Origin of the sequence: Actinomadura sp. WAC 06369 (assembly GCF_003947565.1) — a bacterium.
GTDB lineage: Bacteria > Actinomycetota > Actinomycetes > Streptosporangiales > Streptosporangiaceae > Spirillospora > Spirillospora rifamycini.
This window is the reverse complement of sequence record NZ_QHJN01000106.1, coordinates 1-21,636: the sequence shown is the minus strand read 5'-3', so window position 1 is coordinate 21,636 and position 21,636 is coordinate 1. Positions and strand designations below refer to the sequence as shown.

Genomic DNA, 21,636 nt, shown 5'->3' with positions numbered 1-21,636 from the left:
CGGAGGTCATCAGAGGGCGAGGGTCGGGGCGGACGGCTCGGCGTCCGTGCCCGCGGCCGCGGGGGCGTCCGGGCCGGCCTTCGGGGCGCGCAGGACGGTGACGGCGACGGCGAACGCGGCGGCGAGCAGGGCGGCGGCGACGCCGAAGGCGAGCCGGTAGCCGCCGGTCAGCGCGGTCGCGGCGGTGTCCCCGGCGGCGAGCAGGGCGTCGGTGCGGGCGGCGGCGAGGGTGGACAGCACGGCGACGCCGACCGCCATCCCGATCTGCTGGGTGGTGTTGAACAGGCCGGACGCCAGGCCCGCGTCCTCGGGGCGGGCGCCGGACATCGCGAGCCCGGTCAGCGCGGGCATGACGAGCCCGCCGCCGGCGATCAGCAGCATGGGCGGGAGCAGGTCGGCGGCGTACGCGGCGTGCACCGGGACGCGGACGAGCAGGGCGAGCGCGGCGGCGAGCATGACGAGGCCGGTGAGCAGGACGGCGCGCTCCCCGAACCGGCGGGCGAGCCGGGCGTAGCCGAACAGCGAGATCGTCCCGATGGCGACGGCGGCGGGGAGCATCGCCAGGCCGGTCTCCAGGGCGCCGTAGCCGAGGACCTTCTGCATGTAGAGGGCGACCATGACCTGGAACGAGAACATCCCGGAGAACACGAGGATCTGGGTGACGTAGGCGCCGGCGGCGGTGCGGGAGCGCAGCATCCGCAGCGGCATGAGCGGGGTCGCGGCCTTCGCCTGCCGGACGAAGAAGCCCGCGAGCAGCGCGGCCGACAGGGCGCCGAGGCCGAGCGTGCGGGCGGAGCCGACGCCGTACTGCTCGATCTTCACGACGGTGTAGATGCCGAGCATCAGCCCGGACGTGACGAGCACCGCGCCGGCGGCGTCGGCGCCCGCGGCGAGGCCGGTGCCGCGGTCGCGGGGGAGGGCGGGCAGCGCGAGCAGGATCGTGGCGACGCCGATCGGCAGGTTGATGAGGAAGATCCAGTGCCAGTTCAGGGCGTCGGTGAGGACGCCGCCGAGCACCTGCCCGACGGACGCCCCGGCGGCGCCGGTGAAGGCGAAGACGCCGATGGCGCGGGCGCGTTCGGCGGGTTCGGTGTAGAGGGTGACGAGGATGCCGAGGACGACCGCGGCGGCCATCGCGCTGCCGACGCCCTGGAGGAAGCGGGCGGCGATGAGGACGGCGGGGCCGGTGGCGGCGCCCGCGAGCAGCGACGCGGCGGTGAAGACGGCGTTCCCGGCGAGGAACATCGTCTTGCGGCCGACGAGGTCGCCGAGCCGTCCGGCGAGCAGCAGGAGGCCGCCGAACGCGATGAGGTAGGCGTTGACGGTCCAGCTGAGGCCGGTGGCGGAGAAGCCGAGGTCGTGCTGGATGGCGGGCAGCGCCACGGTGACGATGGAGCCGTCGAGGACGGTCATCAGCATCGTGGCGGACAGCACGCCGAGCGCGGTGCCGCGCGCTCGGAGGACAGAGGTCACGGGTCTCTCCCATCGGTGGGGTCGATGGGTGAGACGCTAGCAGATAGTTTTGTTAGAGACGATCTATTGGCGGACTATTTGTTCCGCTCCCGGGCCCGCCGGACCGGCTGCGGGCTCTCCACGGGGCGCGCGAGATGCCCGGTGACCAGGCGTTCCAGTGCGCGGACGAGCACGTCCCGCTCGTCCGGCGGGAGCGTGCCGAGCGCGTCGCCGTGCACCCGGTCGACGACCCGCTGGCTCTCCGCCGCGACCCGCGCGCCCTTCTCGGTGACCGCGATGATCCGCGCGCGCCGGTCCCGCGTGGACGGCCGCCGCTCGGCGAGCCCCGCCTTCTCCAGGGCGTCCACGGTGACGACCATCGTCGTCTTGTCCATGTCGCCGATCTCGGCGAGCTGGATCTGCGTCCGCTCCTCCTCCAGGGCGTGCACGAGGACGCAGTGCATGCGCGGCGTCAGCCCGATCTCGGCGAGCGCCGCCGACATCCGGCTCTTGAGCGCGAGGCCGGTGTGGTCGAGGAGGTAGGACAGGTCGGTCTCGGTGCTGGACGGTGCGAGTGCGGTCATGCCGCCAGCGTACCCATTTCGTCCCGTAGCGGATTATCTGGCGGCGTCTGCTTCTCCGGCGGGGTACTGTGGCGGACATGCAGCGCACCGCGTGCCTCGGCTGGTGGCCGTCCTAGGACGGCCGCACGATCACGCGATCACGAACGCACAGGGCCGTCCCGCCGGACGGCCCTTCTCCTTTCCCCGGCGCGGGGCCGCGACGCGGAGGCGGCCGGAGAAGGAGACACGCCCATGGACCCCGTCGTCGAAGCCGCCGAGCGGCGCACCCGCGACCTCGAGGAGCGCGTCGCCGCCGACCCCGCGGCGTTCCGCGTCCTCACCGGAGACCGCCCCACCGGACCCCTGCACCTCGGCCACTACTTCGGCACCCTCGCCAACCGGGTGCGCCTGCAGCGCCTCGGCGTCGACGTGTTCGTCCTCATCGCCGACTACCAGGTGCTCACCGACCGGGACGTCGCCGAGCGGCTCCCCGAGCACGCCCTCGGCCTCGCCGCCGACTACCTCGCCGCCGGGATCGACCCCGCCCGCGCGACGGTCTTCCGGCACAGCGCCGTCCCCGAGCTGAACCAGCTCATGCTGCCGTTCCTGTCCCTGGTGTCGGTCGCGGAGCTGCGCCGCAACCCGACCGTGAAGGACGAGATCGCGGCGTCGTCGCAGGCGGCGGTGAGCGGGCTCATGTTCACCTACCCGGTGCACCAGGCCGCCGACATCCTGTTCTGCAAGGCCGACCTCGTGCCCGTCGGCAAGGACCAGCTCCCGCACCAGGAGATCGCCCGGACGGTCGCGCGCCGCTTCAACGAGCGCTACGGGCCCGTCTTCCCCGTCCCGGACGCGCTGCTGTCGGACGCCCCGAACCTGCTCGGCACGGACGGGCGGAAGATGAGCAAGAGCCGCGGCAACGCGATCGCCCTGTCCGCGACGCCGGACGACACCGCCCGGCTGCTCCGGCGGGCGGTGACCGACGCCGACCGGCGCATCACCTACGAGCCGGACGCCCGCCCCGGGGTGTCCAACCTCGTCCTCCTCGCCGCGCTCTGCCAGGGCCGCGACCCGCACGCCGTGGCCGCGGACGTCGGCGACGGCGGCGCCGCGGCGCTGAAGAAGACCGCCATCGAGTCGGTGAACGAGTTCCTGCGGCCGATCCGCGCCCGCCGCGCCGACCTCGCCGCCGACCCGGCGTACCTGCGCCGCGTCCTCGCCGAGGGGAACGAGCGCGCCCGCGCCGTCGCCGCCCGGACCCTCACCGAGGTCAGGGAGGCGATGGCGATGGTGGCCTAGCGCCCGCCGCGCGGCGCGCGCGGGGCGATGCCGTGCAGGACGGACGCGACGACCTCGTCCACCGGCACCGGGGACGGCTCGCGCGCGCCCAGCAGCGCCGACAGGACGGCCTCGTGGCACACCCCGACGATCATCGACGCGGCGGCGGCCGGGGACGCGTCCGCGGCGATCCGGCCGAGGTCGCGCTCGGCCCGCAGGTAGTCGTGCAGGCGGTCGCGCCACGTGTCGCCCGGTTCGTGCGCCGCCGCGAACCGGGCGAGCACGTCGGGCTGCGCGGTCAGCCCGGCGAGCGCGGGCAGCAGCGCGCGGTGCAGCGCGAGCCCGTGCTCGACGTGCGCGCGCAGGTTCGCGGCGAGCGTCCCGGCGCCCGGCTCGGGCGGCGGCCCCAGCTCCCGCTCGACCCGCCGCACCCGCGCGTGCAGGGCGAGGGCCAGCAGCTCCTCCTTGCCGTCGAAGTGGTTGTAGAGGACGCCGTCGGCCACCCCCGCCGCACGCGCGATCGCCCGGACGGTCAGGCCCGCCGCGCCGCGCTCGGACATCATGCGGTCGGCGGTGGCGATCAGGTGCTCGCGCAGGGTCCGGTCGCCGTCCCGCAGCGCCGCCGCTTTACGTGGTGACATCAGGCGGCATCGTATGCGTGCAGCGCGAACCCGTGGGCCGCCAGGTCGTCCAGGAAGTCCGCCCCGACCGCGGCCTCCAGGTGCCGCACGCCGCGCGGCGCCCCGTCCAGCCGCCGCACGGCCAGCGCCGCCACCAGCCCGGACGCCCGGCTCTGCCGCCGCCCGGACAGCGCGGCGACCCGCCCGCCGGACGCGGCGGCCACCGCGAAGCCGTCCCCGCCGACGTGGACCCGGTGCGCGGCGGCCCGCAGCCACCGCGCGTCCCGGAAGCGGGCGGCGCGGGGGAGGAGCGCGGTCGCGGCGCGGGAGTCGAGGGCCAGGCCGGTGCGGACCCGCCCGGACGCCGCGGCCGGGTCGGGGAACGGGAAGCGGTGCACGCGGCGCGTCCCGAACGGCGGCGGGAACCGCATCGTCCACGACTCGTCCAGCTCGCGGAGGGCGCCGAGCGCGTCGAGCGTCCACGCGACGGCGCCCGGCCCGTGCCGCTCGCCCGCGCCGAGCAGGACGCCGATGTCGACGGGCCGTCCGGACCCGGCGAACCGGTGCGCGAGCAGGTTCGTGACGCCGGGCGCGACCCCCACGCCGACGACCACCGACGCGCCGTGCGCTGCCGCGACCCCGTCGAGCCCCTCGATCTCCCGCAGGATCTCGCGGGACGCCGACACGTCGACGTAGTGGACGCCGCGTTCCGCGCACGCCCGCGCGACCCGCGCGTTCGCCCGTTCGGCGCACATGACGACGGCGTCGGCGTCCAGGACCGCGGCGAACGGCGCGTCGGGCGGTGCGTCGGGCGGTGCGTCGGGCGGGTCCCGGAGGTCGACGCGCAGCGGGATCGTCCCGGGGACCGACCGGGCCTTCGCGAGGTCCCGGCCCGCGACGACGATCTCGGGCACGCGGCCGCGCAGGCCCGCGACGACCTCCCGGCCGACCGCCCCGTAGCCGCCGAGGACCGCGACCCGCCTCACGCGCGCGCCGTGATCAGCCGGGCCGTGCTGCGCAGCCGGACGGCGCCGTCCCGCTCGAACGGGCGCAGCGCGCCGGCGATCGTCGCGACCACCTCGTCGCCCGCGCCGTAGTTGTGGCGGATCGGCCCCCAGGCGGCGAGGAACGCGGCGGCGTCGGCGGCGTCCCGCCCCCACACCTGCTCGGCCTCGACGGTCCGGGACGCCGCTGCGCGGAACCCGGCGGCGCCGAGGATGGCGGCGGCGCGGCCGGGGTCGGCCAGGGACAGCGGCCCGTCGTGCCCGATCGCGGGCCGCGGGAGCGCGGGAAGCGCGGCGAGCACCGTGCCGAGGTCGTTCTCCTCGGGCGGCGCCATGACCAGGAACGCGACCCGCCCGCTCTCCGCCGCCAGCGCGCGCCGCACGTTGCCGAACGCGGCGACGGGGTCGGCGAAGAACATGACCCCGAACCGGCTGATCGCGACGTCGAACCCGCCGTCCGGGAACGGGTACAGCTGCGCGTCGCCCCGCTCGAACCGGACGTTCCCGACGCCCTCCTGCGCGGCGAGGCTCCGCGCGCGGGCGAGCATCGGCGCCGACAGGTCGACGCCGGTCGCCGCGCCGAGGCGCGCCCGCTCCGCCGCGAGCCGGGTGGCCTGCCCGTTGCCGCAGCCGATGTCGAGCACGCGGTCGCGCGGGCCGATCGCGGCGGCGTCCAGCAGGTGCGCGTTGAAGCCGCTGTTCACCGCGTCGTACCGGGCGTGGTGGTCGGCCCAGTGCGTGCCCTCGTACCCGTTCCACGCCTCGGCCTGGTGCGTGTTGACGATCTCCATACCGCTCCCTCGTTATGAACACACGTTCATGAACAGGTGTTCATCATGAGGCGGGGCCCTGCCCGCCGTCAACCCCGTCCTCCTCCTCCGGACGGCCGGACGGGGTGCGGCCCGGAAATCCATGAATGCGCTAATTTCGGGCCACTGCTTCCACTGCTTCCACTCCTCGCCCGGCTCCAAGGAGACCCCATGCTTTTCGGTCGTCCCTTCCAGGGTCGCTCCCCCGCCGTTGTGTTCGCACTCGCCCCGGCCCTCGCAATCGCCGGATGCAGCAGCGGAAACAGCGGACCGGAAAGCGGGGGAACGGAGTCGCCGGCCCCGGCGGCTTCCCTGGCGGACGGGGTTCTGGCCGCCCGATACTCCGCGTGGGGACGGCAGGGGCGGGTCGAACTACTCGCGCTGGAGCGGGTCGCGGGCAAGGCCGTCGTGGCGCGGTTCCGCCTGACGAACGAGAGCGGCGAGGACTACCCGATCATGACGTCGCTGTCCGGGAACGGCGAACGCAATCGCGAACGCCCGGGGTCGGTCGACACGAATGCGATATCGGCCGTCTCCCTGCTGGACGAACGGAACTCCAGGCAGCATTTCCCGCTCAACCGCGCCGACGGCCAGTGCCTGTGCACCCGGTACCACCCCTTCCCCGAGCCGGTGCGGGCGGGCGAGAGCCGGGAGCTGGCCGCGGCGTTCCCCGCGCCGCCCGAGGACGTCCGCAGCATGGGCGTCCTGTTCCCGCACGCACCGCCGTTCCTGAACGTCCCGATCACCGACGTGGACGCCCGCGCCTACACGTTCGACGAACCGCAGGGGCCGGTCGACCCGAGCGCGGAGGAGACCGGGCCGCCGCTCGTCCTGCCCGTCCTGGCGACGGTCGAGCAGGAGGCGGCGGCGCGGGACGACGACGGCGAGAACCTGCGGGTCCGGCTCGCCGCCGACGTGCTGTTCGCCACCGACAGCGCCGACCTGGGCGCGGACGCGCGCGAGCGGCTGCGGTCGGTCGCCGCCGACATCGACCGGTCGGCCGACACCGAGATCGAGGTCGACGGGCACACCGACGACACCGGGAACGACGCGATCAACGAACCGCTCTCCCGCCGCCGCGCCGAGGCGGTCGAGGCGGCCCTCGGCGACCTGGTCACCCGCAACGGGGTGGCGTTCCGGGCACGCGGGCACGGGTCGGGCGACCCGGTCGCGTCGAACGAGACGGAGGGCGGCCGGAGCAAGAACCGGCGCGTCACGGTGACGTTCGCGCGTCCCGCGCCGCCCGCGCCCGCCCCGTCGGCCCGGGCGTCCGCGCCGGCGTCCCCGGGGGGCGGCCCGGCGGCGGGCCCGGCGGGCGGTGCGGCGCCGCACTGGCCGCACCCGGTGCTGGGGCGCGCCGATGCCGACCCGGCGACCGTGGACGACGCGCCCGGCGCGAGCGTCAAGGACGCCCGCGTCGAGGTGAACGCGCTGACCCGGGCGCCGTCCGGCTTCGCGACGCTGGTGTTCACGATCGTCAACGAGGACCGCGCCGCCGCGTTCGACCCGGCGCGCACGGCCGACCTGGACGGCCTGTACGTCGGCTCCGGGACCAGCGGCGTGACGCTCCGGGCGGGGGACCGGACGGTGCGGTCGCTGCGCGCCGCGGACCGGAGCGTCGTCGGCAGCCCCGACTTCGCGGGGTTCGGCCCGGACTCCCGCTACCACGTCGCGCCCGGGAAGCGGCTGACGTTCTGGACGACGTTCCGGATCCCGGACGGCATCGGGAAGGCGACCGTCCGCGTTCCGGGGTTCGCGCCCGTCGCGGACGTCCCGGTCGGAAAGTAGAACGGAATGGTTCGTTCCAGTACGATGGAGGGATGGAGAGGGAGAGCACGGCAGCGGCGCCCCTGAGCGGGCGCAAGGCGCAGGCGGCCCGCAACGACGAACTGATCCGGGAGGCGGCGCGCGCGGTGTTCACGGCGGACCCGGGCGCGCCGATCTCCGCGGTGGCGGAGCACGCCGGGGTGGGGATCAGCGCCCTCTACCGCCGGTACCGGAGCAAGGAGGCGCTGCTCCGGCACCTCGCCGACGAGGGCATGGACCGCTACCTCGCCGAGGTCGAGCGGGCCCTCGCCGACGACGGCGACCCGTGGGAGGCGTTCGCCGGGTTCATGCGCCGGTGCCTGGACATCGGCGCCGGCTCGCTGACGCTGCGGCTCGCCGGGGACTTCGAGGTCACCGAGGAGATGTCGAGCAAGGGGCGGGCGCTGCACGAGGCCACCGAGCGGCTCCTGGAGCGGACGAAGCGGGCCGGGGCGCTGCGGCCCGGGATCGCGGTCGGCGACGTGTCGGTCATCCTGGAGCACCTGCACGCCATCCGGCTCGGCGACGACGCCCGCACGAACCGGCTCCAGCACCGGTACCTCGCCCTCATGCTGGACGGCCTGCACCTGGCGGGCGCGGCGGAACTGCCGGGCCCGCCCCCCGGGTGGCAGGAGCTGCGGGGGCGCTATGACGACTGAACGGGGTCCGGAGCGGGTGCTCGGGAAGCGGGAGCTGAACCGGGCGCTGCTCGCCCGCCAGATGCTGCTGCGGCGGGAGCCGGTGGGGGCGCTGGAGGCGATCGAGCGGCTCGTCGGGATGCAGGCGCAGGCGCCGAACCCGCCGTACATCGGGCTGTGGAGCAGGCTGGAGGGGTTCGACTTCGCCGCGGCGTCCCGGCTGCTGACCGAGCGGCGGGCGCTGCGGATCGTCCTCATGCGCGGCACCCTGCACCTGGTCAGCGCCCGGGACGCGCGCGTCCTGCGCCCGCTGACCCAGGCGGTCCAGGACCGGATGCTGGCCGGTCCGGCGGGCCGGGGACTGGACGGCGTCGACCTGCCGGCGGTCGTGGCCGCCGCGCGGGCGCTGATCGAGGAGGAGCCGCGCTCGGACGCGGAGCTGCGGACCCTGCTGGCCGAGCGGTGGCCGGAGCACGACCCGGCGCTGCTCGTCTGGGGCGTCCGGTGCGTCCTGCCGCTGGTGCAGGTGCCGCCGCGCGGCCTGTGGGGGAAGGCGGGGACGGCCCGGCACACCACGCTCGACGCGTGGCTCGGCGCGGGCCCGGACGCGGAGCCGTCGCTCGACGAGCTGGTCCTGCGGTACCTCGGGGCGTTCGGGCCGGCGAGCGTGCAGGACGTCCAGCAGTGGTCGGGCCTGTCGGGGCTCCGCGAGGCCGTGGAGCGGCTGGAGCCGAAGCTCGTGCGGTTCCGGGACGAGCGGCGGCGCGTCCTCTACGACCTGCCGGAGGCCCCGCGGCCGGGACCGGACGAGCCCGCGCCCGTCCGGTTCGTCCCGGAGTTCGACAACCTGACCCTCGCGCACGCCGACCGGGACCGGATCGTCTCCGCGGAGGACCGCAAGCGGATCTTCACGGTGAACGGGATCATCCGGGCGACCTTTCTCGTGGACGGGTTCGTGCACGGCATGTGGAAGGCGGAGAAGCGGCGGGGCGAGGCGACGCTGCGGATCGCACCGTTCGCCCCGGTTCCGGGACCGGAGCGGGCGGCCCTGGAGGAGGAGGGCCTGCGGCTGCTCGCGGCGGTCCACCCGGACGCGAAGGCGCACACGGTCGCGTTCGCGGGCTGAGACCCGGGGGCGGACCGGAGGCGCCGCCGGGGCCGCCCGTCAGCCGTCGCCGCGGGCGCAGGGCGCCTCGCGGTGCGGGTCGAGCGACTCCAGCAGCGTGTGCAGCGACTCGCGGAACCGGAGCATCTGGTCGCGGGTCAGCGGGTCGAACAGGTGCCGCCGGACCTCGGCCACGTGGCCGGGCGCGGCCTCGACGAGCACGTCGTGGCCCGCGTCGGTGAGTTCGGCGATCGTGGTGCGGCGGTCGGTGGGGTGCTTGGTGCGGCGCACCCAGCCGGCCGCCTCCAGCCGGTTGACGGCGTGCGAGAGGCGGCTTGGGGACGAGCGGACGATCTCGGCGAGTTCGGACATCGTGCGGGCGCGCCCGGGGGACTCCGAAAGCATCGCGAGGATCATGTAGTAGGCGTGCGGCATCCCCGAGTCGCGCTGGAGTTGGCGGTCCAGGGCCTCGTTGAGCAGCCGCGACGTCCACACGAACGCGCGCCAGGTCTCCTGCTCGTCGTCGTCGAGCCACCGGGGTTCTGCCATGCCTCCAGTCTAAGCGAGTTGTTGAAGACTCAAGACTTGAGCGTTCAATCTTTTTCGTTTAGATTTGAACTACTAGCTTAAGGAGGACGCTATGACCCGGATGCCCGTTTTGTACCTCAGCCACGGCGCCCCGCCGCTGGCCGACGACCCCGTCTGGACGGACGAACTCGCCCGCTGGTCCGCCGGACTGCCGAAGCCGAAGGCCGTCCTGATGGTGTCGGCGCACTGGGAGGAGGCGCCGGCGACGCTGAGCGCGACCCGCCCCGTCCCGCTCGTGTACGACTTCTGGGGGTTCCCCGAGCGGTACTACCGCGTCCGCTACGACGCGCCCCCGGCCACCGAACTGGCCGGCGCCGTCCGCGCCCTGCTGCCCGGAACGCGCCAGGACGACGAGCGCGGCCTCGACCACGGCGCGTACGTCCCGCTCGTGGAGATGTACCCCGACGCGGACGTCCCCGTGGTGCAGATGTCCATGCCGACGCTCGACCCCGCGCGGCTGTTCGAGGTCGGCCGCACGCTCGCGCCGCTGCGCGACCAGGGCGTCCTGATCGTCGGCAGCGGCTTCACCACCCACAACCTGCGGGAGCTGCGCCCGGCCGCGGACGCCGCGCCGCCCGCCTGGTCGGCCGAGTTCGACGCCTGGACGGACGCGGCCGTCGCCGGCGGCGACGTGGACGCGCTGCTGGACTTCCGCGCCAAGGCCCCGGCGGCGCGCGTCGCGCACCCGCGCACCGAGCACTTCGCGCCGCTGTTCGTGGCGCTCGGCGCGGACGCGGACGGCGACGGCGCGGCGCGCCGGTCCGTCATCGACGGCTACTGGTTCGGCCTCGCGAAGCGCTCGTTCCAGTTCGGCTGAGGGCGTGCCGGCGCACCGCCCCCGCGCCGTGAGTTGTCACGTTCCGTCCGGAAACGACGGGAACGGGCGGGTCAGCTGCCGCCCATCTCCGCGAACCCGGTCCGCCACGACGCCACCCGCGGCTTCCAGCCGAGCTTCCGCGCCTTCGCGTTGGACACCGGGCGGCCCGTCGCGGCGGCGTGCCGCGCACCGCGCGGGGTCGGGGCGCCGAGGGCGGCGGTGAAGACCGGCAGCCACTCGTTCGTCGTCGCGGGCTCGTCGTCGACGATGTTGACCGCCCCGGCGGGCCAGTCGAGCGCGGCGAGCGCGGCCGCGGCGGCGTCGTCGGCGTGCACGAACGACGTCCACGCCGGGTTCGGCCGCATGTTCCCGGCCTTCACCCGCGCGGCGATGGCGCCGTCCGGGGCGTACCAGGTGCCGGGCCCGTACAGCGCGCCGTACCGCAGCACGACGCCGTGGGGCATCTCGCCGACGGCCTTCTCCAGCGCGGCGATCCCCGAGTAGGGCGGCAGCTTCGCGTTCAGCTCGTCGCTCTCGACGGCGGGCTCGTCGCCCGGCACGTACAGCCAGGCGATGCTCTGCGCGATCATGGTCTCCACGTCCGCGTCGAGCGCGGCGTCCACCAGGTTGCGGGTGCCCTCGATCCGCAGGTGCGAGTTCGCCTCGAAGTTCTCGGCGGACAGGTCCGTGAGCTGGTGCATCACCACGTCCGGACGCGCGGACGCCACCGCGTCGCGCACCGAGCCGGCGTCCAGCGCGTCCATCACGACCGGCGTCGCGCCCAGGTCGGCGATCGACCCGGTGCGCTCGGAGTGGCGCGTCGTCCCTGCGACCTCGTGGCCCGCCTGGACGAGCAGCGGGATCAGCCGGCGGCCGATGACTCCGGTCGCTCCGGCGAGGAGAATCTTCAAGGGGGTAACCTCCACGGCTTCACGCCATTGCGGGTCGTATCACGGCAGGATAGGCAGACTCTCTTCCCAGGTCACGCCCACCTCGGCGGCGGACGCGCCGGCCTCGCCCGAGCGCGGGGCCGGATGCGGGGACGGACGGGCGGTTCCGCCCCCGTTGCCCGTCCGCCACCGAGGGTACCGCCGCGGGGCGCTCCGGCGCGTTTCGCGCACCGGGCGGGGGAGAATTCTTCTGTTCCGGCGGGATTCGCAGAGCGGAGGGCGCGGCGGGCATGGAGATCACTCTGGTGCTGGGGGACATCACCGAGGAGCGCGTCGACGCGGTGGTGAACGCGGCGAACTCGTCGCTGCTCGGCGGGGGCGGCGTCGACGGGGCGATCCACCGCCGGGGCGGCCCGGAGATCCTGGACGAGTGCCGCCGGCTGCGCGCCTCCCACTACGGCGGCGGGCTCCCCACAGGCCAGGCCGTTGCGACCACCGCGGGGCGGCTGCCCGCCCGCTGGGTGATCCACACGGTCGGGCCCGTGTACTCCGCCGCCGAGGACCGCAGCGGGCGGCTCGCCTCCTGCTACCGCGAGTCGCTGCGGGTCGCCGACGAGCTGGGCGCCGCGTCCGTCGCGTTCCCCGCGGTGTCGGCGGGCGTCTACGGCTGGCCGATGGACGACGCCGCGCGCATCGCGGTCGGGACCGTGCGGAACACGCCCACGCAGGTCACCGACGTCCGGTTCGTCCTGTTCACCCCGGACGCGTACGCGGTGTTCGCCCGCGCGCTCGCCGCGTCCTAGGTCTTCGCGGGCGGCACGATGAGGACGGGCCGCCGCACGTGGTGCAGGACCTGCGTCGAGGTGCTGCCGAGCAGGACCGACCGGGCCTTCGACAGCCCCCGCGACCCGGTGACGACGAGGGACGCGTCGAGCTCGTCGGCGACGTCCACGATCGCCGCCCAGATCGGGCCGCCGCTGCGCTCGGCGCGCGGCGCCACGTCGGTGAGGCCCGCTGCGGCGGCGAACTCGGCGCCCTTCAGGGCGAGCAGTTCGGCCTCCTGCTGCTCCTCGAACTCGTTGCGGCCGCCGCCGGTCTGCATGATGACCGGCGCGGCGGCGGCGATCGGCGCCCAGGAGATCTGCGAGACCAGCGGCTCCCAGACGGAGAGGACCACGGTCGGGGCGGGCCGGAGGTGCCGCGCGGCGTACTCGACGGCGGCGCGCGAGTCGTCCGAGCCGTCGAAGGCGATGAGAACGGTCATGCCCTCCACGTATCCGCAGGAAGCGGTTCCGAACGCCTCCGGCGGCGGAAGTGGGCGGGCTCTCGGGCGGGCTCTCTCGGGCGGCCTCAGCCGGCCCCGGCCGCCCCCGCCGGCTCCGGGTCCGCGCCGGGCGCGCCCGCGAACGCCTGCGCGATGCCGAGCCAGCGGTCCGCGTCCGGCCCGTCCGCCGCCACGGCGAGGTCGTCGCGGTGCCGCCGCCGGGTCACCAGCAGGCAGAAGTCCAGCGCCGGGCCCGTGACGGTCTGCCGCGCGCCCTCCGGCCCCCAGGTCCACACCTCGCCGGACGGCCCGGTCAGCTCCACCCGGAACTGCTCGGCGGGCGGGGTCAGGCCGCGGTTGCCGAACGCGAAGTCGCGTGCCCGGACGCCGATGTGCGCGACGTGCCGGAGCCGGTGCGTGGGCGCGCGGCGGACGCCGAGCGCCGCCGCGACGTCCTCGCCGTGCGCCCACGTCTCCATCAGCCGGGCCGTCGCCATGGACGCCGCGCTCATCGGCGGCCCGAACCACGGCAGCTTCGTGCCCGGCGGGACGGCGGCGAGCGCCGCGCGCATCCGGCGGCGGCCGTCCCGCCAGCGGGCGAGCAGCGCCGCCGGGTCCTCGGCGGCGCCCGCGGCGGCGCCCGCCTCGACGAACGCGGGCCCGTCGGCCGCCGCGCGCTCCAGCAGCGCGGGGAACGCGCCGGGGTCCGCCGCCGCGACGACCGCCTGGTCGTCCGTCCACGCCAGGTGCGCGATCTGGTGGGCGACCGTCCAGCCCGCGGCGGGCGTCGGGTCGGCCCACCGCGCGGCGGGCAGCGGCGCGACGAGCGCGTCCAGCGAGTCGTTCTCGGCGGTCAGGTCGGCGAGCAGCGCGTTCAGGTCGGGCATTCCGCCACTATTCCCCGGTCCCGGCCGTCCCGTCGAGGGCCTCCACCAGCTCCCGCGCCAGCGCGTAGTCGGCCTTGCCGTTCGGCAGCCGCAGCGTCCGCCCGGTGCGCACGAACGCCTTCGGGATCTTGTAGCGGGCGAGGTGCGCGGCGCAGCCGTCCCGCAGCGCCGCGTCGTCCGGGGCGTCCGCCGGGCCGAGCACCGCGACGATCTCGCTGCCCCACCGCTCGCTCGGCCGGCCCAGCACCAGCGCGTCCGCGACGCCCGGCAGGCCGCGCAGCACCGTCTCGACCTCCTCCGCGAACACCTTCTCGCCGCCGGTGTTGATCGTGGTGGCGTCCCGGCCGTGCACCTCGACCGTCCCGTCCGCGAGCAGCCGCGCCCGGTCGCCCGGCACGACGAGCCGGTCGCCGTCCACGGTCAGGAACGTCGCGGCGGTCTTCTCCGGGGCGTTGAGGTAGCCGAGCGGGATCGAGCCGCCGCCCTTGGCGAGCCAGCCCATCTCGTCCTCGCCGGGCGCGAGGCGGCGCGTCCGGTCCGCGCTGAGGACGGCCGCGCCCGACTGGAGCAGGAACCGGGCGTCGGTGCCCAGCCGGGTCACCGAGAAGCCGCTCTCGGAGGACCCGAGGATGTCCAGCAGCCGCGCCCCCGGGACCAGGTCCAGCAGCCGCCGCTTGACGCCCGGGCTGATCCCCGCCGCCGAGTTCAGCAGCGTCCGCAGGGACGACAGGTCGCGCGGGCGGCGCTCCAGCGCCTCGACGATCGGGCGCGCGAACGCGTCCCCGACGATCGGCATCCGGGTGGCGCGCTCCCGCTCGGCGGTGTCCATCAGGTCGTCGGCGTCCAGCCCGTCCACCCGGTGCGGGAAGATCACGCACGCGCCGCCGCACCAGCCGCCGAGCGCCGACCAGGTCCCGCCGCCGTGCATCATCGGCGGCGCCACGAGGACCCGGTGCTCGCCCCGGACGGCCCGCGCCACCACCTCGTCGACGTCGGTGATCGGCGACCCGTCCCGGCGGCGCACCTGGAACGGGCCGTGCACCAGGTCGCCGACCCGCCACAGCACGCCCTTAGGCAGGCCCGTCGTGCCGCCCGTGTAGAGGATCTGCAGGTCGTCCGGCGACGGCCGGACGCCGGCGGGCGGCTCGGCGGACGCGGCGGCGAGCGCCTCCTCGTAGTCGAGCGCGCCCGGCGCGAGCGGGGTGCCCGAGTCGTCCGCGACCTGGAGCAGCAGCGGGTCGGTGTCCAGCCGCTTCACGACCCGCTCGACCTGCCCCGCGAACCGCGCGTGGTACAGGATCGCGCGGGGGCGCGCGTCGCCGAAAAGCTGCGCCAGTTCGTCGTCCACGTACCGGTAGTTGACGTTGAACGGCGCGACGCGGGCCTTGTGCGCGCCGACCAGGCCCTCCAGGTACTCGGGGCCGTTGTGCAGGTACAGCGCGAGGTGGTCGTGCGGCGACTCCCACGGCTCGTGCGTCCCCTCCCGGCGGCCGAGCCCGTGCGCGCGCAGGACGTTCGCGAGCCGCCGCGTCCGGTCGGTGACCTCGCGCCAGGTCATCCGGCGGTCGCGCCAGACCAGGCACTCGCGGTCGGGGACCGCGGCGGCGACGGCCTCGTGCAGGGTCGCCAGGTCGAGCTGGGGCGCGTCGGGCTGAGGCGCGTCGGGCTGGGGCGCGTCGGCGCGCGGCGCGTCGGGCTGGGGCATCGGCGGTCCTCCGGGATGGTCGTGGGGCACCCGGGATCACCGTAACCCAATGCTTACCGAATCTCATTCGGCAGGGTGGCCGGGGGAGGGTGCGCCGCGGCCGCGAGACGATGTCCCGATGGTCCGACCGCAGAAGCCGCAGGGGGAGGTGACCCGCGGCACCACCGCGCCCAACCGGCTCCGCCGCGTCGACCGGTGGATCGCCGCCACCCAGCGGCCCGCCCTCCGCCAGTACGACGGCACGGCCGTCCGGCCGCTCGCCGTCGACCTCGGCTACGGCGCGTCGCCCGTGACCGCGTTCGAGCTCTACACGCGGCTCCGCGCCGTCGCGCCCCGCCTGGACGTCGTCGGCATCGAGATCGAACCCGACCGGGTCGCCGCCGGGCTCGCCTTCCTCGCCGCCACCGGCCCGCACGAGGGCCTGACGTTCCGGCGCGGCGGCTTCGAGCTGCCGGTGCCCCGCCCGCCCGTCCTCGTCCGCGCCCTCAACGTCCTGCGCCAGTACGACGAGCCCGCCGCGTGGCGCGCCTGGGACGACCTGCGCGACCGGCTCGCGCCCCGCGGCGTCCTCGTCGAGGGCACCTGCTCGGAGACCGGGCGCCGCGCCGTCTGGGTCGCCCTCGACCGGGACGGGCCCCGCACCGTCACGTTCGCCGCGCACCTGCCGACCCTGGACCGCCCGTCGTCCCTCGCCGAACGGCTCCCGAAGACGCTCATCCACCGGAACGTCCCCGGCGAGCCCGTCCACGCGCTGCTCACCGCGTTCGACCGGGCCTGGGCGACCGCCGCGCCGCACTCTGCGTTCGGGCCCCGCGCCCGCTGGGTCGAGGCGGTGCGGCTGCTCGCGGAGGCGTACCCCGTGCTGACCGCACCGCCCTACGGGGGCCGCCGGCGCTGGCGCCTCGGCGAGGTCACCCTCCCCTGGACGGCCGTCGCGCCCTGACCGGACGGGACGGCGCCCGGCGCGCCGCGCGCCGCCCGCAGCGGGTTCAGCCCTCGCGGTGCAGCTTGTACGGCGCGGCCTGGACGCGCGGCTGCACGTCGATCCGGTCGATGTTCACGTGCGGGGGACGCGTGACCGCCCAGGCGACGCAGTCGGCGACGTCCTCGGCCACGAGCGGCTCCGGCACGCCCTCGTACGGCTTCTCGGCCTTCTCCGCGTCGCCCTTGAACCGGACCAGCGAGAACTCCTCGGTCTTCACCAGTCCCGGCGCGACCTCGGTGACCCGCACGGGCTCCGCGACCAGCTCCAGCCGCATGACCTCGTTCACCGCGTAGGCGCCGAACTTCGCCGCGTTGTACCCCGCGCCGCCCTCGTACGCCACGTGCCCCGCCAGCGACGTGACGTTCACGACGTGCCCCGCGCCGCTCTCGATCAGCTTCGGGAGCAGCGCCTTGGTGACCCGGACGAGCCCCAGCACGTTCGTCTCGTACATCGTGCGCCAGTCGTCGACGTCCGCGTCCGCCACGCTGTCGAGCCCGACCGCGCCGCCCGCGTTGTTCACGAGCACGTGGCAGCCGCCGACCGCCGCGGCGAGCGCGTCCACCGACTCCTGCGACGTCACGTCGAGGGTGATCGGCACGATCTTCGCCGCCCCGGGCACGGTCGCGGCGATGTCCTTCGCCAGCTCGTCGAGCCGGTCGCGGCGCCGCGCCGCCAGGACGACGTTGAACCCCTCCGCCGCCAGCCGCCTGGCCGTGGCGGCCCCGATGCCGCTGCTCGCTCCGGTCACTACCGCCGTTCTCCGCATGCGTCCAGCCTCCCAGGCGATCGGCGGCGGATGCCGGTGAGGTCGATCACTGTCGGGGATTGTCGCAATTGAAGACCATCTTCGGGGAACACCGGGCGCGGTGGATAGGTTGCACTACCGGAGGTGGTGTCCGGTGCCGCGTCGTATCAACCGGGTTGCGACGATAAGTCTTCATACGTCCCCTCTGGATCAGCCGGGGACCGGCGACGCCGGCGGCATGAACGTCTACATCGTCGAGACCGCCAAACGGCTCGCCGAACGCGGCGTCGAGGTCGACATCTTCACCCGCGCCACGTCGCGGGCCCTGCCGCCCGTCGCCGAACTCGCGCCCGGCGTCCTCGTCCGGCACATCGTCGCCGGCCCCTTCGAGGAGCTCGACAAGACCGACCTCGCCCGGCACCTGTGCGGCTTCACCTCCGGTGTCCTGCGCGTCGAGGCCGCCCACGACCCCGGCCACTACGACCTCCTGCACACCCACTACTGGCTGTCCGGGCAGGCCGGGGACGCCGCCAAGCACCGCTGGGGCGTCCCGCTCGTCCACTCCATGCACACGATGGCCAAGGTCAAGAACGCGGCCCTCGCCGACGGCGACAAGCCCGAACCGGACGCGCGCGTCCTCGGCGAGGAGCAGGTCGTCGCGTCCGCCGACCAGCTCGTCGCCAACACCGGCAAGGAGGCGCGCGAGCTCATCGACCTCTACGGCGCCGACCCCGCGCGCGTCGCGACCGTCCGCCCCGGCGCCGACCTCGACCTGTTCCGCCCCGAGCCGCTCCCGCCCGGGTCGCGCGCCCGGCGCGGCGGACCGGCCCGCCGCCGCCTCGGCCTGCCCCGCGACGCCTACGTCCTGCTGTTCGTCGGCCGCATCCAGCCGCTCAAGGCGCCCGACGTCCTGCTGCGCGCCGCCGCCCGGATGCTCGCCGACGACCCGTCGCTGCGGTCCCGGCTCGTCGTCGCCGTCGTCGGCGGCCCCTCCGGATCCGCCCGCTGCCGCCCCGAGGGCCTCCAGTCGCTCGCCGCCGAACTCGGCATCGCCGACGTCGTCCGCTTCGAGCCGCCCGCCCCCCAGGCGGAGCTCGCCGACTGGTACCGGGCCGCCGACGTCACCGTCGTCCCCTCGCACTCCGAGTCGTTCGGCCTCGTCGCCGTCGAGTCCCAGGCGTGCGGCACGCCCGTCGTCGCGTCCCGCGTCGGCGGCCTCTGCACCGCCGTCGCCGACGGCGAGTCCGGCGTGCTGGTCCCCGGGCACGACCCCGCCGACTACGCGGCCGTCCTGCGCCGCCTCGAGGACCCCGCCGCGCACGCCCGCCTCGCCCGCGGCGCCGTCCGGCACGCCCGCGCCTTCGGGTGGGACGCCACCGTCGACGCCCTCCTGGACGTGTATACCGGTGCCATGGCCCGTCCGTCCGCACTCGTCCCGCAGGTGACCGCATGAACCCCGTCGAGACCATCCGGCAGACCCTGCGCGACGCCGAGCTCGAGTTCGACGAGCCGCGCGCGGACGCCTTCTTCGTCAAGCTGCCCGGCAAGCGCAAGCTCGCCACCATGACCTGGCTCATCGTCGGGGACCACAGCCTGCACGTCGAGGCGTTCTTCTGCCGCCGCCCCGACGAGAACCACGCCGAGTTCTACCGGTTCCTCCTCGAGAAGAACGGCCGCATGTACGGGGTCTCCTTCGCGCTCGACGACGTCGGCGACGTCCACCTCGTCGGGCGGCTCTCGCTCGCGTCGATCAGCCCGGACGAGATCGACCGGCTCCTCGGCTGCGTCCTCACCTACTCGGACGAGAACTTCGACAAGGCCCTCGAACGCGGGTTCAAGACGTCCATCCAGCGCGAGTGGGACTGGCGCGTCAAGCGCGGCGAGAGCCTCGCCAACCTCCGGGCGTTCGCGTCGTTCGCGGACCCGGCGAATCGTGACTGAACCAGCGGCTGGATAAGCTCTGCACCATGGCGACCCTGGTATTGCTCCGGCACGGTGAAAGCGTCTGGAACGCCGAGGGCCTGTTCACCGGCTGGGTGGACGTGGACCTGTCGGCGAAGGGCGAGAGCGAGGCCACCCGCGGCGGGGACCTCCTCCTCGACGCGGACATCACCCCCGACGTCGTGCACACGTCGCTGCTCAAGCGCGCCATCCGCACCGCCAACATCGCGCTCGACGTGGCCGACCTGCTGTGGATCCCCGTCCGCCGCTCCTGGCGCCTCAACGAGCGCCACTACGGCGCCCTGCAGGGCAAGAACAAGGCCCAGACGCGGGAGCAGTACGGCGAAGAGAAGTTCATGACCTGGCGCCGCTCCTACGACACCCCGCCGCCGCCGATCAAGGACGACGACCCGCTGTCGCAGGTCAACGACCTCCGCTACGCCGAGCTGCCGTCCGAGCTGATCCCGCGCAGCGAGTGCCTCGCCGACGTCATCGACCGCATGCTGCCGTACTGGTACGACGCGATCGTCCCCGACCTCGCCGCCGGGAAGACCGTCATGGTCGCCGCGCACGGCAACTCCCTGCGCGCCCTCGTCAAGCACCTCGACGACATCTCCGACGACGACATCGTCGGCCTCAACATCCCGACCGGGATCCCGCTCGTCTACGAGCTCGACGACGACTTCGCCCCGCTCAAGCGCGGCGGCGAGTACCTCGACCCGGCCGCCGCGAAGGCCGCCATCGAGGCCGTCAAGAACCAGGGCGCCGGGAAGTCCGCCGCCGGCAAGGGCGCCCCGAAGGCCCCGGCCCCCGCGAAGGCGAAGGACGCGAAGCCGTCCGGCAAGGACGCCAAGGACAAGCCCCGCCGCGGCCGCCGCAAGTAAGGCCCGGCAGCAGCACGACCCTGCGGTCCGCCCGCGCCGTACGGCGCGGGCGTTTCCGTTTCCCGAGGCCGCGGCTCAGCCCGCGTCCTCCGCGCCGTCCGGGGCTCCGGTCTTGTCGGGGACGAAGACGAGGCTGAGCAGGTGGCGGGTCCGGCCGTCGCCGGGCGCGGTGTGCGTGCGGCGGGCGACGGCCGCCTCGATCTCCTCGACCAGCGCGGTGAACTCCTCGTCGGTCACCCACACCGCGCCCTGCCGGTACAGGACGTTCTCGCGGGGCGGGTCGGCGTCGTCGCGCGCCAGGTACCGCTCGAAGTCGGCCAGGACGGCGCTGGTGAAGACGGCGAACGCCTGCCGGTGGTCCTCCTTGGTCATCGACTCGCGGGCGGCGGCGTCGACGAGCGCCGCGTCCTGCCGCACGCGGTAGCTGCGCTCGACCGTGCCCCGCACGGGGCGCTCCCGGACCACCTCCAGTATCCCGGCCTGTGTGAGCGTCGCCACATGCCGGTACATGGACGCGGGGGACACGTCCGGCAGCCGTTCTCGCAGTTGAGCGGTGGTCATCTCCTCCGCGCCCACCACGGTCTGCAGGATCCGCAGCCGGACGGGGTGGAGGAGCAGGTTCGCGTTCGCCATGCCTCTATGGTCTCATACCTGATAACATTCTCAGCGTTGATAACAATGAGAGGCGAACCCCCCGTGCCCGACACCGACATGACGGTCACCGCCGACGACGGGATTCGGCTGGCCGGCACGCTGACGCTCCCGGACGGCCCCGGCCCGCACCCGGCCGTCCTGCTCCTGCACGGTTCCGGCCCGCTCGACCGGAACGGCGACACCCCCAAGCTGCCCGTGAACCTCGGCCGCCCGCTGGCCGCCGCCCTCGCGGCGCACGGCATCGCCATGCTGCGCACCGACCGCCGCGGCGCCGGCGCCACCCCCGGCGACTGGCGGACGGCCGGCTTCACCGGCAACCGCCGGGACGCCGCGGCCGCGCTGCGCGCGCTGGCCGCGCACCCCGACGTCCGGCCCGGCGCCGTCGGCGTCGTCGGCCACAGCGAGGGGGCCCTGCACGCCATGGCCCTCGCCGCCCGCGACGACGTGGCCGCCGCGGTCCTGCTCGCCGGATACGCCCGGACGGGCGAGGACGCGCTCCGCTGGCAGGCCCGCTCCGTCCTGGAGAGCCTGCCCGCGCCCGTCCGGGCGCTGCGGCGGCCGCTGGGCGCCGCCGGCGAGCGGCTCCTCGCGCGCGTCAAGGCCACCCGGACGGACGCGGCGCGCGTCGCCGGGCTCCCGCTCAACGCCCGCTGGATGCGCGAGAACCTCGCCCACGACACCCGCGACGACCTCGCGGCCGTGCGGGCCCCGGTGCTGGCCGTCACCGGCGACAAGGACCTCCAGGTCGACCCGGCCGACCTGGACGTCATCCGGCGGCTCGTGCCCGGCGAGACCGAGGTCCACCGCGTCTCCTGCCTCACCCACGTCCTCCGCCGCGACGGCGGCCGCCCGTCCCTGCGCTCCTACCGCCGCCCTCGCGGCGCACGGCATCGCCATGCTGCGCACCGACCGCCGCGGCGTCCCGGCGGTTGCCGGTGAAGCCGGCCGTCCGCCAGTCGCCGGGGGTGGCGCCGGCGCCGTCGGCGTCGTCGGCCACAGCG

Annotated in this window: 23 protein-coding genes; 11 read left to right on the top strand and 12 right to left on the bottom strand. The window is 75.2% G+C overall.

The genetic code is table 11. The features are described from left to right. Positions 1-9: 9 nt before the first annotated feature. Together DMH08_RS25745 and DMH08_RS25740 are read right to left on the bottom strand one after the other, a co-directional pair. Complete coding sequence (locus tag DMH08_RS25745; protein ID WP_051301295.1) at positions 10-1,473, bottom strand: MFS transporter; 1,464 nt, start codon at positions 1,471-1,473, stop codon at positions 10-12. Positions 1,474-1,547: 74 nt separating this feature from the next. Then, entirely contained in the window at positions 1,548-2,036 is a 489-nt protein-coding gene (locus DMH08_RS25740; protein WP_026404793.1) for a MarR family winged helix-turn-helix transcriptional regulator, read from the bottom strand. A gap of 231 nt (positions 2,037-2,267) precedes the next feature. Between DMH08_RS25740 and trpS the strand changes: the two genes are divergently transcribed. Then, a complete protein-coding gene (trpS, locus tag DMH08_RS25735) occupies positions 2,268-3,314 on the top strand; it encodes a tryptophan--tRNA ligase (protein WP_125618316.1) in 1,047 nt (348 codons plus the stop codon). Here trpS and DMH08_RS25730 read toward each other — a convergent pair. From DMH08_RS25730 to DMH08_RS25720, 3 genes are read right to left on the bottom strand one after another with little or no spacing between them, the layout of a single operon-like run. Continuing rightward, positions 3,311-3,934, bottom strand: coding sequence for a TetR/AcrR family transcriptional regulator (locus DMH08_RS25730; protein WP_026404795.1), 624 nt, complete (start codon positions 3,932-3,934; stop codon positions 3,311-3,313). The two genes, trpS and DMH08_RS25730, sit on opposite strands and share 4 nt — an antisense overlap. After that, entirely contained in the window at positions 3,934-4,899 is a 966-nt protein-coding gene (locus DMH08_RS25725; protein ID WP_125618314.1) for a saccharopine dehydrogenase NADP-binding domain-containing protein, read from the bottom strand. The genes DMH08_RS25730 and DMH08_RS25725 overlap by 1 nt, the downstream gene beginning before the upstream one ends. Then, complete coding sequence (locus tag DMH08_RS25720) at positions 4,896-5,708, bottom strand: class I SAM-dependent methyltransferase (protein ID WP_125618312.1); 813 nt, start codon at positions 5,706-5,708, stop codon at positions 4,896-4,898. Before DMH08_RS25720 ends, DMH08_RS25725 begins: the two co-directional genes overlap by 4 nt. Before the next feature lie 426 nt (positions 5,709-6,134). Between DMH08_RS25720 and DMH08_RS25715 the strand changes: the two genes are divergently transcribed. From DMH08_RS25715 to DMH08_RS25705, 3 genes are read left to right on the top strand one after another with little or no spacing between them, the layout of a single operon-like run. Continuing rightward, the gene (locus DMH08_RS25715) at positions 6,135-7,514 is read left to right on the top strand and encodes an OmpA family protein (protein ID WP_158642401.1); all 1,380 of its coding nucleotides are present in this window, start codon (positions 6,135-6,137) and stop codon (positions 7,512-7,514) included. Positions 7,515-7,546: 32 nt separating this feature from the next. Further along, complete coding sequence (locus tag DMH08_RS25710; RefSeq protein WP_026404798.1) at positions 7,547-8,191, top strand: TetR/AcrR family transcriptional regulator; 645 nt, start codon at positions 7,547-7,549, stop codon at positions 8,189-8,191. Further along, complete coding sequence (locus tag DMH08_RS25705; protein ID WP_125618308.1) at positions 8,181-9,296, top strand: winged helix DNA-binding domain-containing protein; 1,116 nt, start codon at positions 8,181-8,183, stop codon at positions 9,294-9,296. The genes DMH08_RS25710 and DMH08_RS25705 overlap by 11 nt, the downstream gene beginning before the upstream one ends. A gap of 39 nt (positions 9,297-9,335) precedes the next feature. Here the strand turns inward: DMH08_RS25705 and DMH08_RS25700 are convergent, their stop codons facing one another. Further along, positions 9,336-9,824, bottom strand: a complete 489-nt coding sequence (locus DMH08_RS25700) for a MarR family winged helix-turn-helix transcriptional regulator (protein ID WP_026404799.1) — start codon at positions 9,822-9,824, stop codon at positions 9,336-9,338. A 91-nt stretch (positions 9,825-9,915) separates the two neighbouring features. Here DMH08_RS25700 and DMH08_RS25695 point away from each other — a divergent pair, with 91 nt between their 5' ends. Then, positions 9,916-10,680, top strand: coding sequence for a dioxygenase family protein (locus DMH08_RS25695; protein ID WP_026404800.1), 765 nt, complete (start codon positions 9,916-9,918; stop codon positions 10,678-10,680). 71 nt (positions 10,681-10,751) lie between these two features. Here the strand turns inward: DMH08_RS25695 and DMH08_RS25690 are convergent, their stop codons facing one another. Further along, positions 10,752-11,591: an NAD-dependent epimerase/dehydratase family protein gene (locus tag DMH08_RS25690; protein ID WP_026404801.1), complete on the bottom strand. Its 840-nt coding sequence runs from the start codon at positions 11,589-11,591 to the stop codon at positions 10,752-10,754. Positions 11,592-11,860: 269 nt separating this feature from the next. Here DMH08_RS25690 and DMH08_RS25685 point away from each other — a divergent pair, with 269 nt between their 5' ends. Beyond that, entirely contained in the window at positions 11,861-12,373 is a 513-nt protein-coding gene (locus tag DMH08_RS25685; RefSeq protein ID WP_026404802.1) for an O-acetyl-ADP-ribose deacetylase, read from the top strand. Here DMH08_RS25685 and DMH08_RS25680 read toward each other — a convergent pair. The 3 genes from DMH08_RS25680 to DMH08_RS25670 all read right to left on the bottom strand — a co-directional run bounded on the left by DMH08_RS25680 (position 12,370) and on the right by DMH08_RS25670 (position 15,426). Further along, a complete protein-coding gene (locus DMH08_RS25680; RefSeq protein ID WP_026404803.1) occupies positions 12,370-12,834 on the bottom strand; it encodes a universal stress protein in 465 nt (154 codons plus the stop codon). The genes DMH08_RS25685 and DMH08_RS25680 overlap by 4 nt on opposite strands. Before the next feature lie 86 nt (positions 12,835-12,920). Then, complete coding sequence (locus DMH08_RS25675; RefSeq protein ID WP_125618306.1) at positions 12,921-13,721, bottom strand: TIGR03084 family metal-binding protein; 801 nt, start codon at positions 13,719-13,721, stop codon at positions 12,921-12,923. A gap of 7 nt (positions 13,722-13,728) precedes the next feature. Continuing rightward, positions 13,729-15,426 carry an AMP-binding protein gene (locus DMH08_RS25670; RefSeq protein WP_125618304.1) on the bottom strand — a complete coding sequence of 566 codons (1,698 nt, stop codon included), beginning with the start codon at positions 15,424-15,426 and terminating at the stop codon, positions 13,729-13,731. 118 nt (positions 15,427-15,544) lie between these two features. On the opposite strand from DMH08_RS25670, the gene DMH08_RS25665 reads away from it, so the two are divergent. Next, positions 15,545-16,369, top strand: a complete 825-nt coding sequence (locus DMH08_RS25665; RefSeq protein ID WP_125618302.1) for a class I SAM-dependent methyltransferase — start codon at positions 15,545-15,547, stop codon at positions 16,367-16,369. 46 nt (positions 16,370-16,415) lie between these two features. Here DMH08_RS25665 and DMH08_RS25660 read toward each other — a convergent pair whose 3' ends face one another. Beyond that, entirely contained in the window at positions 16,416-17,177 is a 762-nt protein-coding gene (locus tag DMH08_RS25660; RefSeq protein WP_026404807.1) for an SDR family NAD(P)-dependent oxidoreductase, read from the bottom strand. 133 nt (positions 17,178-17,310) lie between these two features. Between DMH08_RS25660 and mshA the strand changes: the two genes are divergently transcribed. Genes mshA through DMH08_RS25645 form a run of 3 tightly spaced genes read left to right on the top strand, consistent with a single transcriptional unit; the run spans position 17,311 to position 19,981 of the window. Further along, a complete protein-coding gene (gene mshA / locus DMH08_RS25655) occupies positions 17,311-18,609 on the top strand; it encodes a D-inositol-3-phosphate glycosyltransferase (protein ID WP_026404808.1) in 1,299 nt (432 codons plus the stop codon). Further along, complete coding sequence (locus DMH08_RS25650) at positions 18,606-19,097, top strand: YbjN domain-containing protein (protein ID WP_026404809.1); 492 nt, start codon at positions 18,606-18,608, stop codon at positions 19,095-19,097. Before mshA ends, DMH08_RS25650 begins: the two co-directional genes overlap by 4 nt. 26 nt (positions 19,098-19,123) lie before the next feature. Continuing rightward, on the top strand, positions 19,124-19,981 hold the full coding sequence (locus DMH08_RS25645; protein WP_034520416.1) for a phosphoglyceromutase: 858 nt from the start codon (positions 19,124-19,126) through the stop codon (positions 19,979-19,981). Positions 19,982-20,056: 75 nt separating this feature from the next. On the opposite strand, the gene DMH08_RS25640 is transcribed toward DMH08_RS25645, so the two are convergent. Next, a complete protein-coding gene (locus DMH08_RS25640; RefSeq protein ID WP_026404810.1) occupies positions 20,057-20,614 on the bottom strand; it encodes a helix-turn-helix domain-containing protein in 558 nt (185 codons plus the stop codon). A 45-nt stretch (positions 20,615-20,659) separates the two neighbouring features. Here DMH08_RS25640 and DMH08_RS25635 point away from each other — a divergent pair, with 45 nt between their 5' ends. Then, complete coding sequence (locus DMH08_RS25635; protein WP_199748006.1) at positions 20,660-21,574, top strand: alpha/beta hydrolase; 915 nt, start codon at positions 20,660-20,662, stop codon at positions 21,572-21,574. The last annotated feature ends 62 nt before the right edge of the window (positions 21,575-21,636 follow it).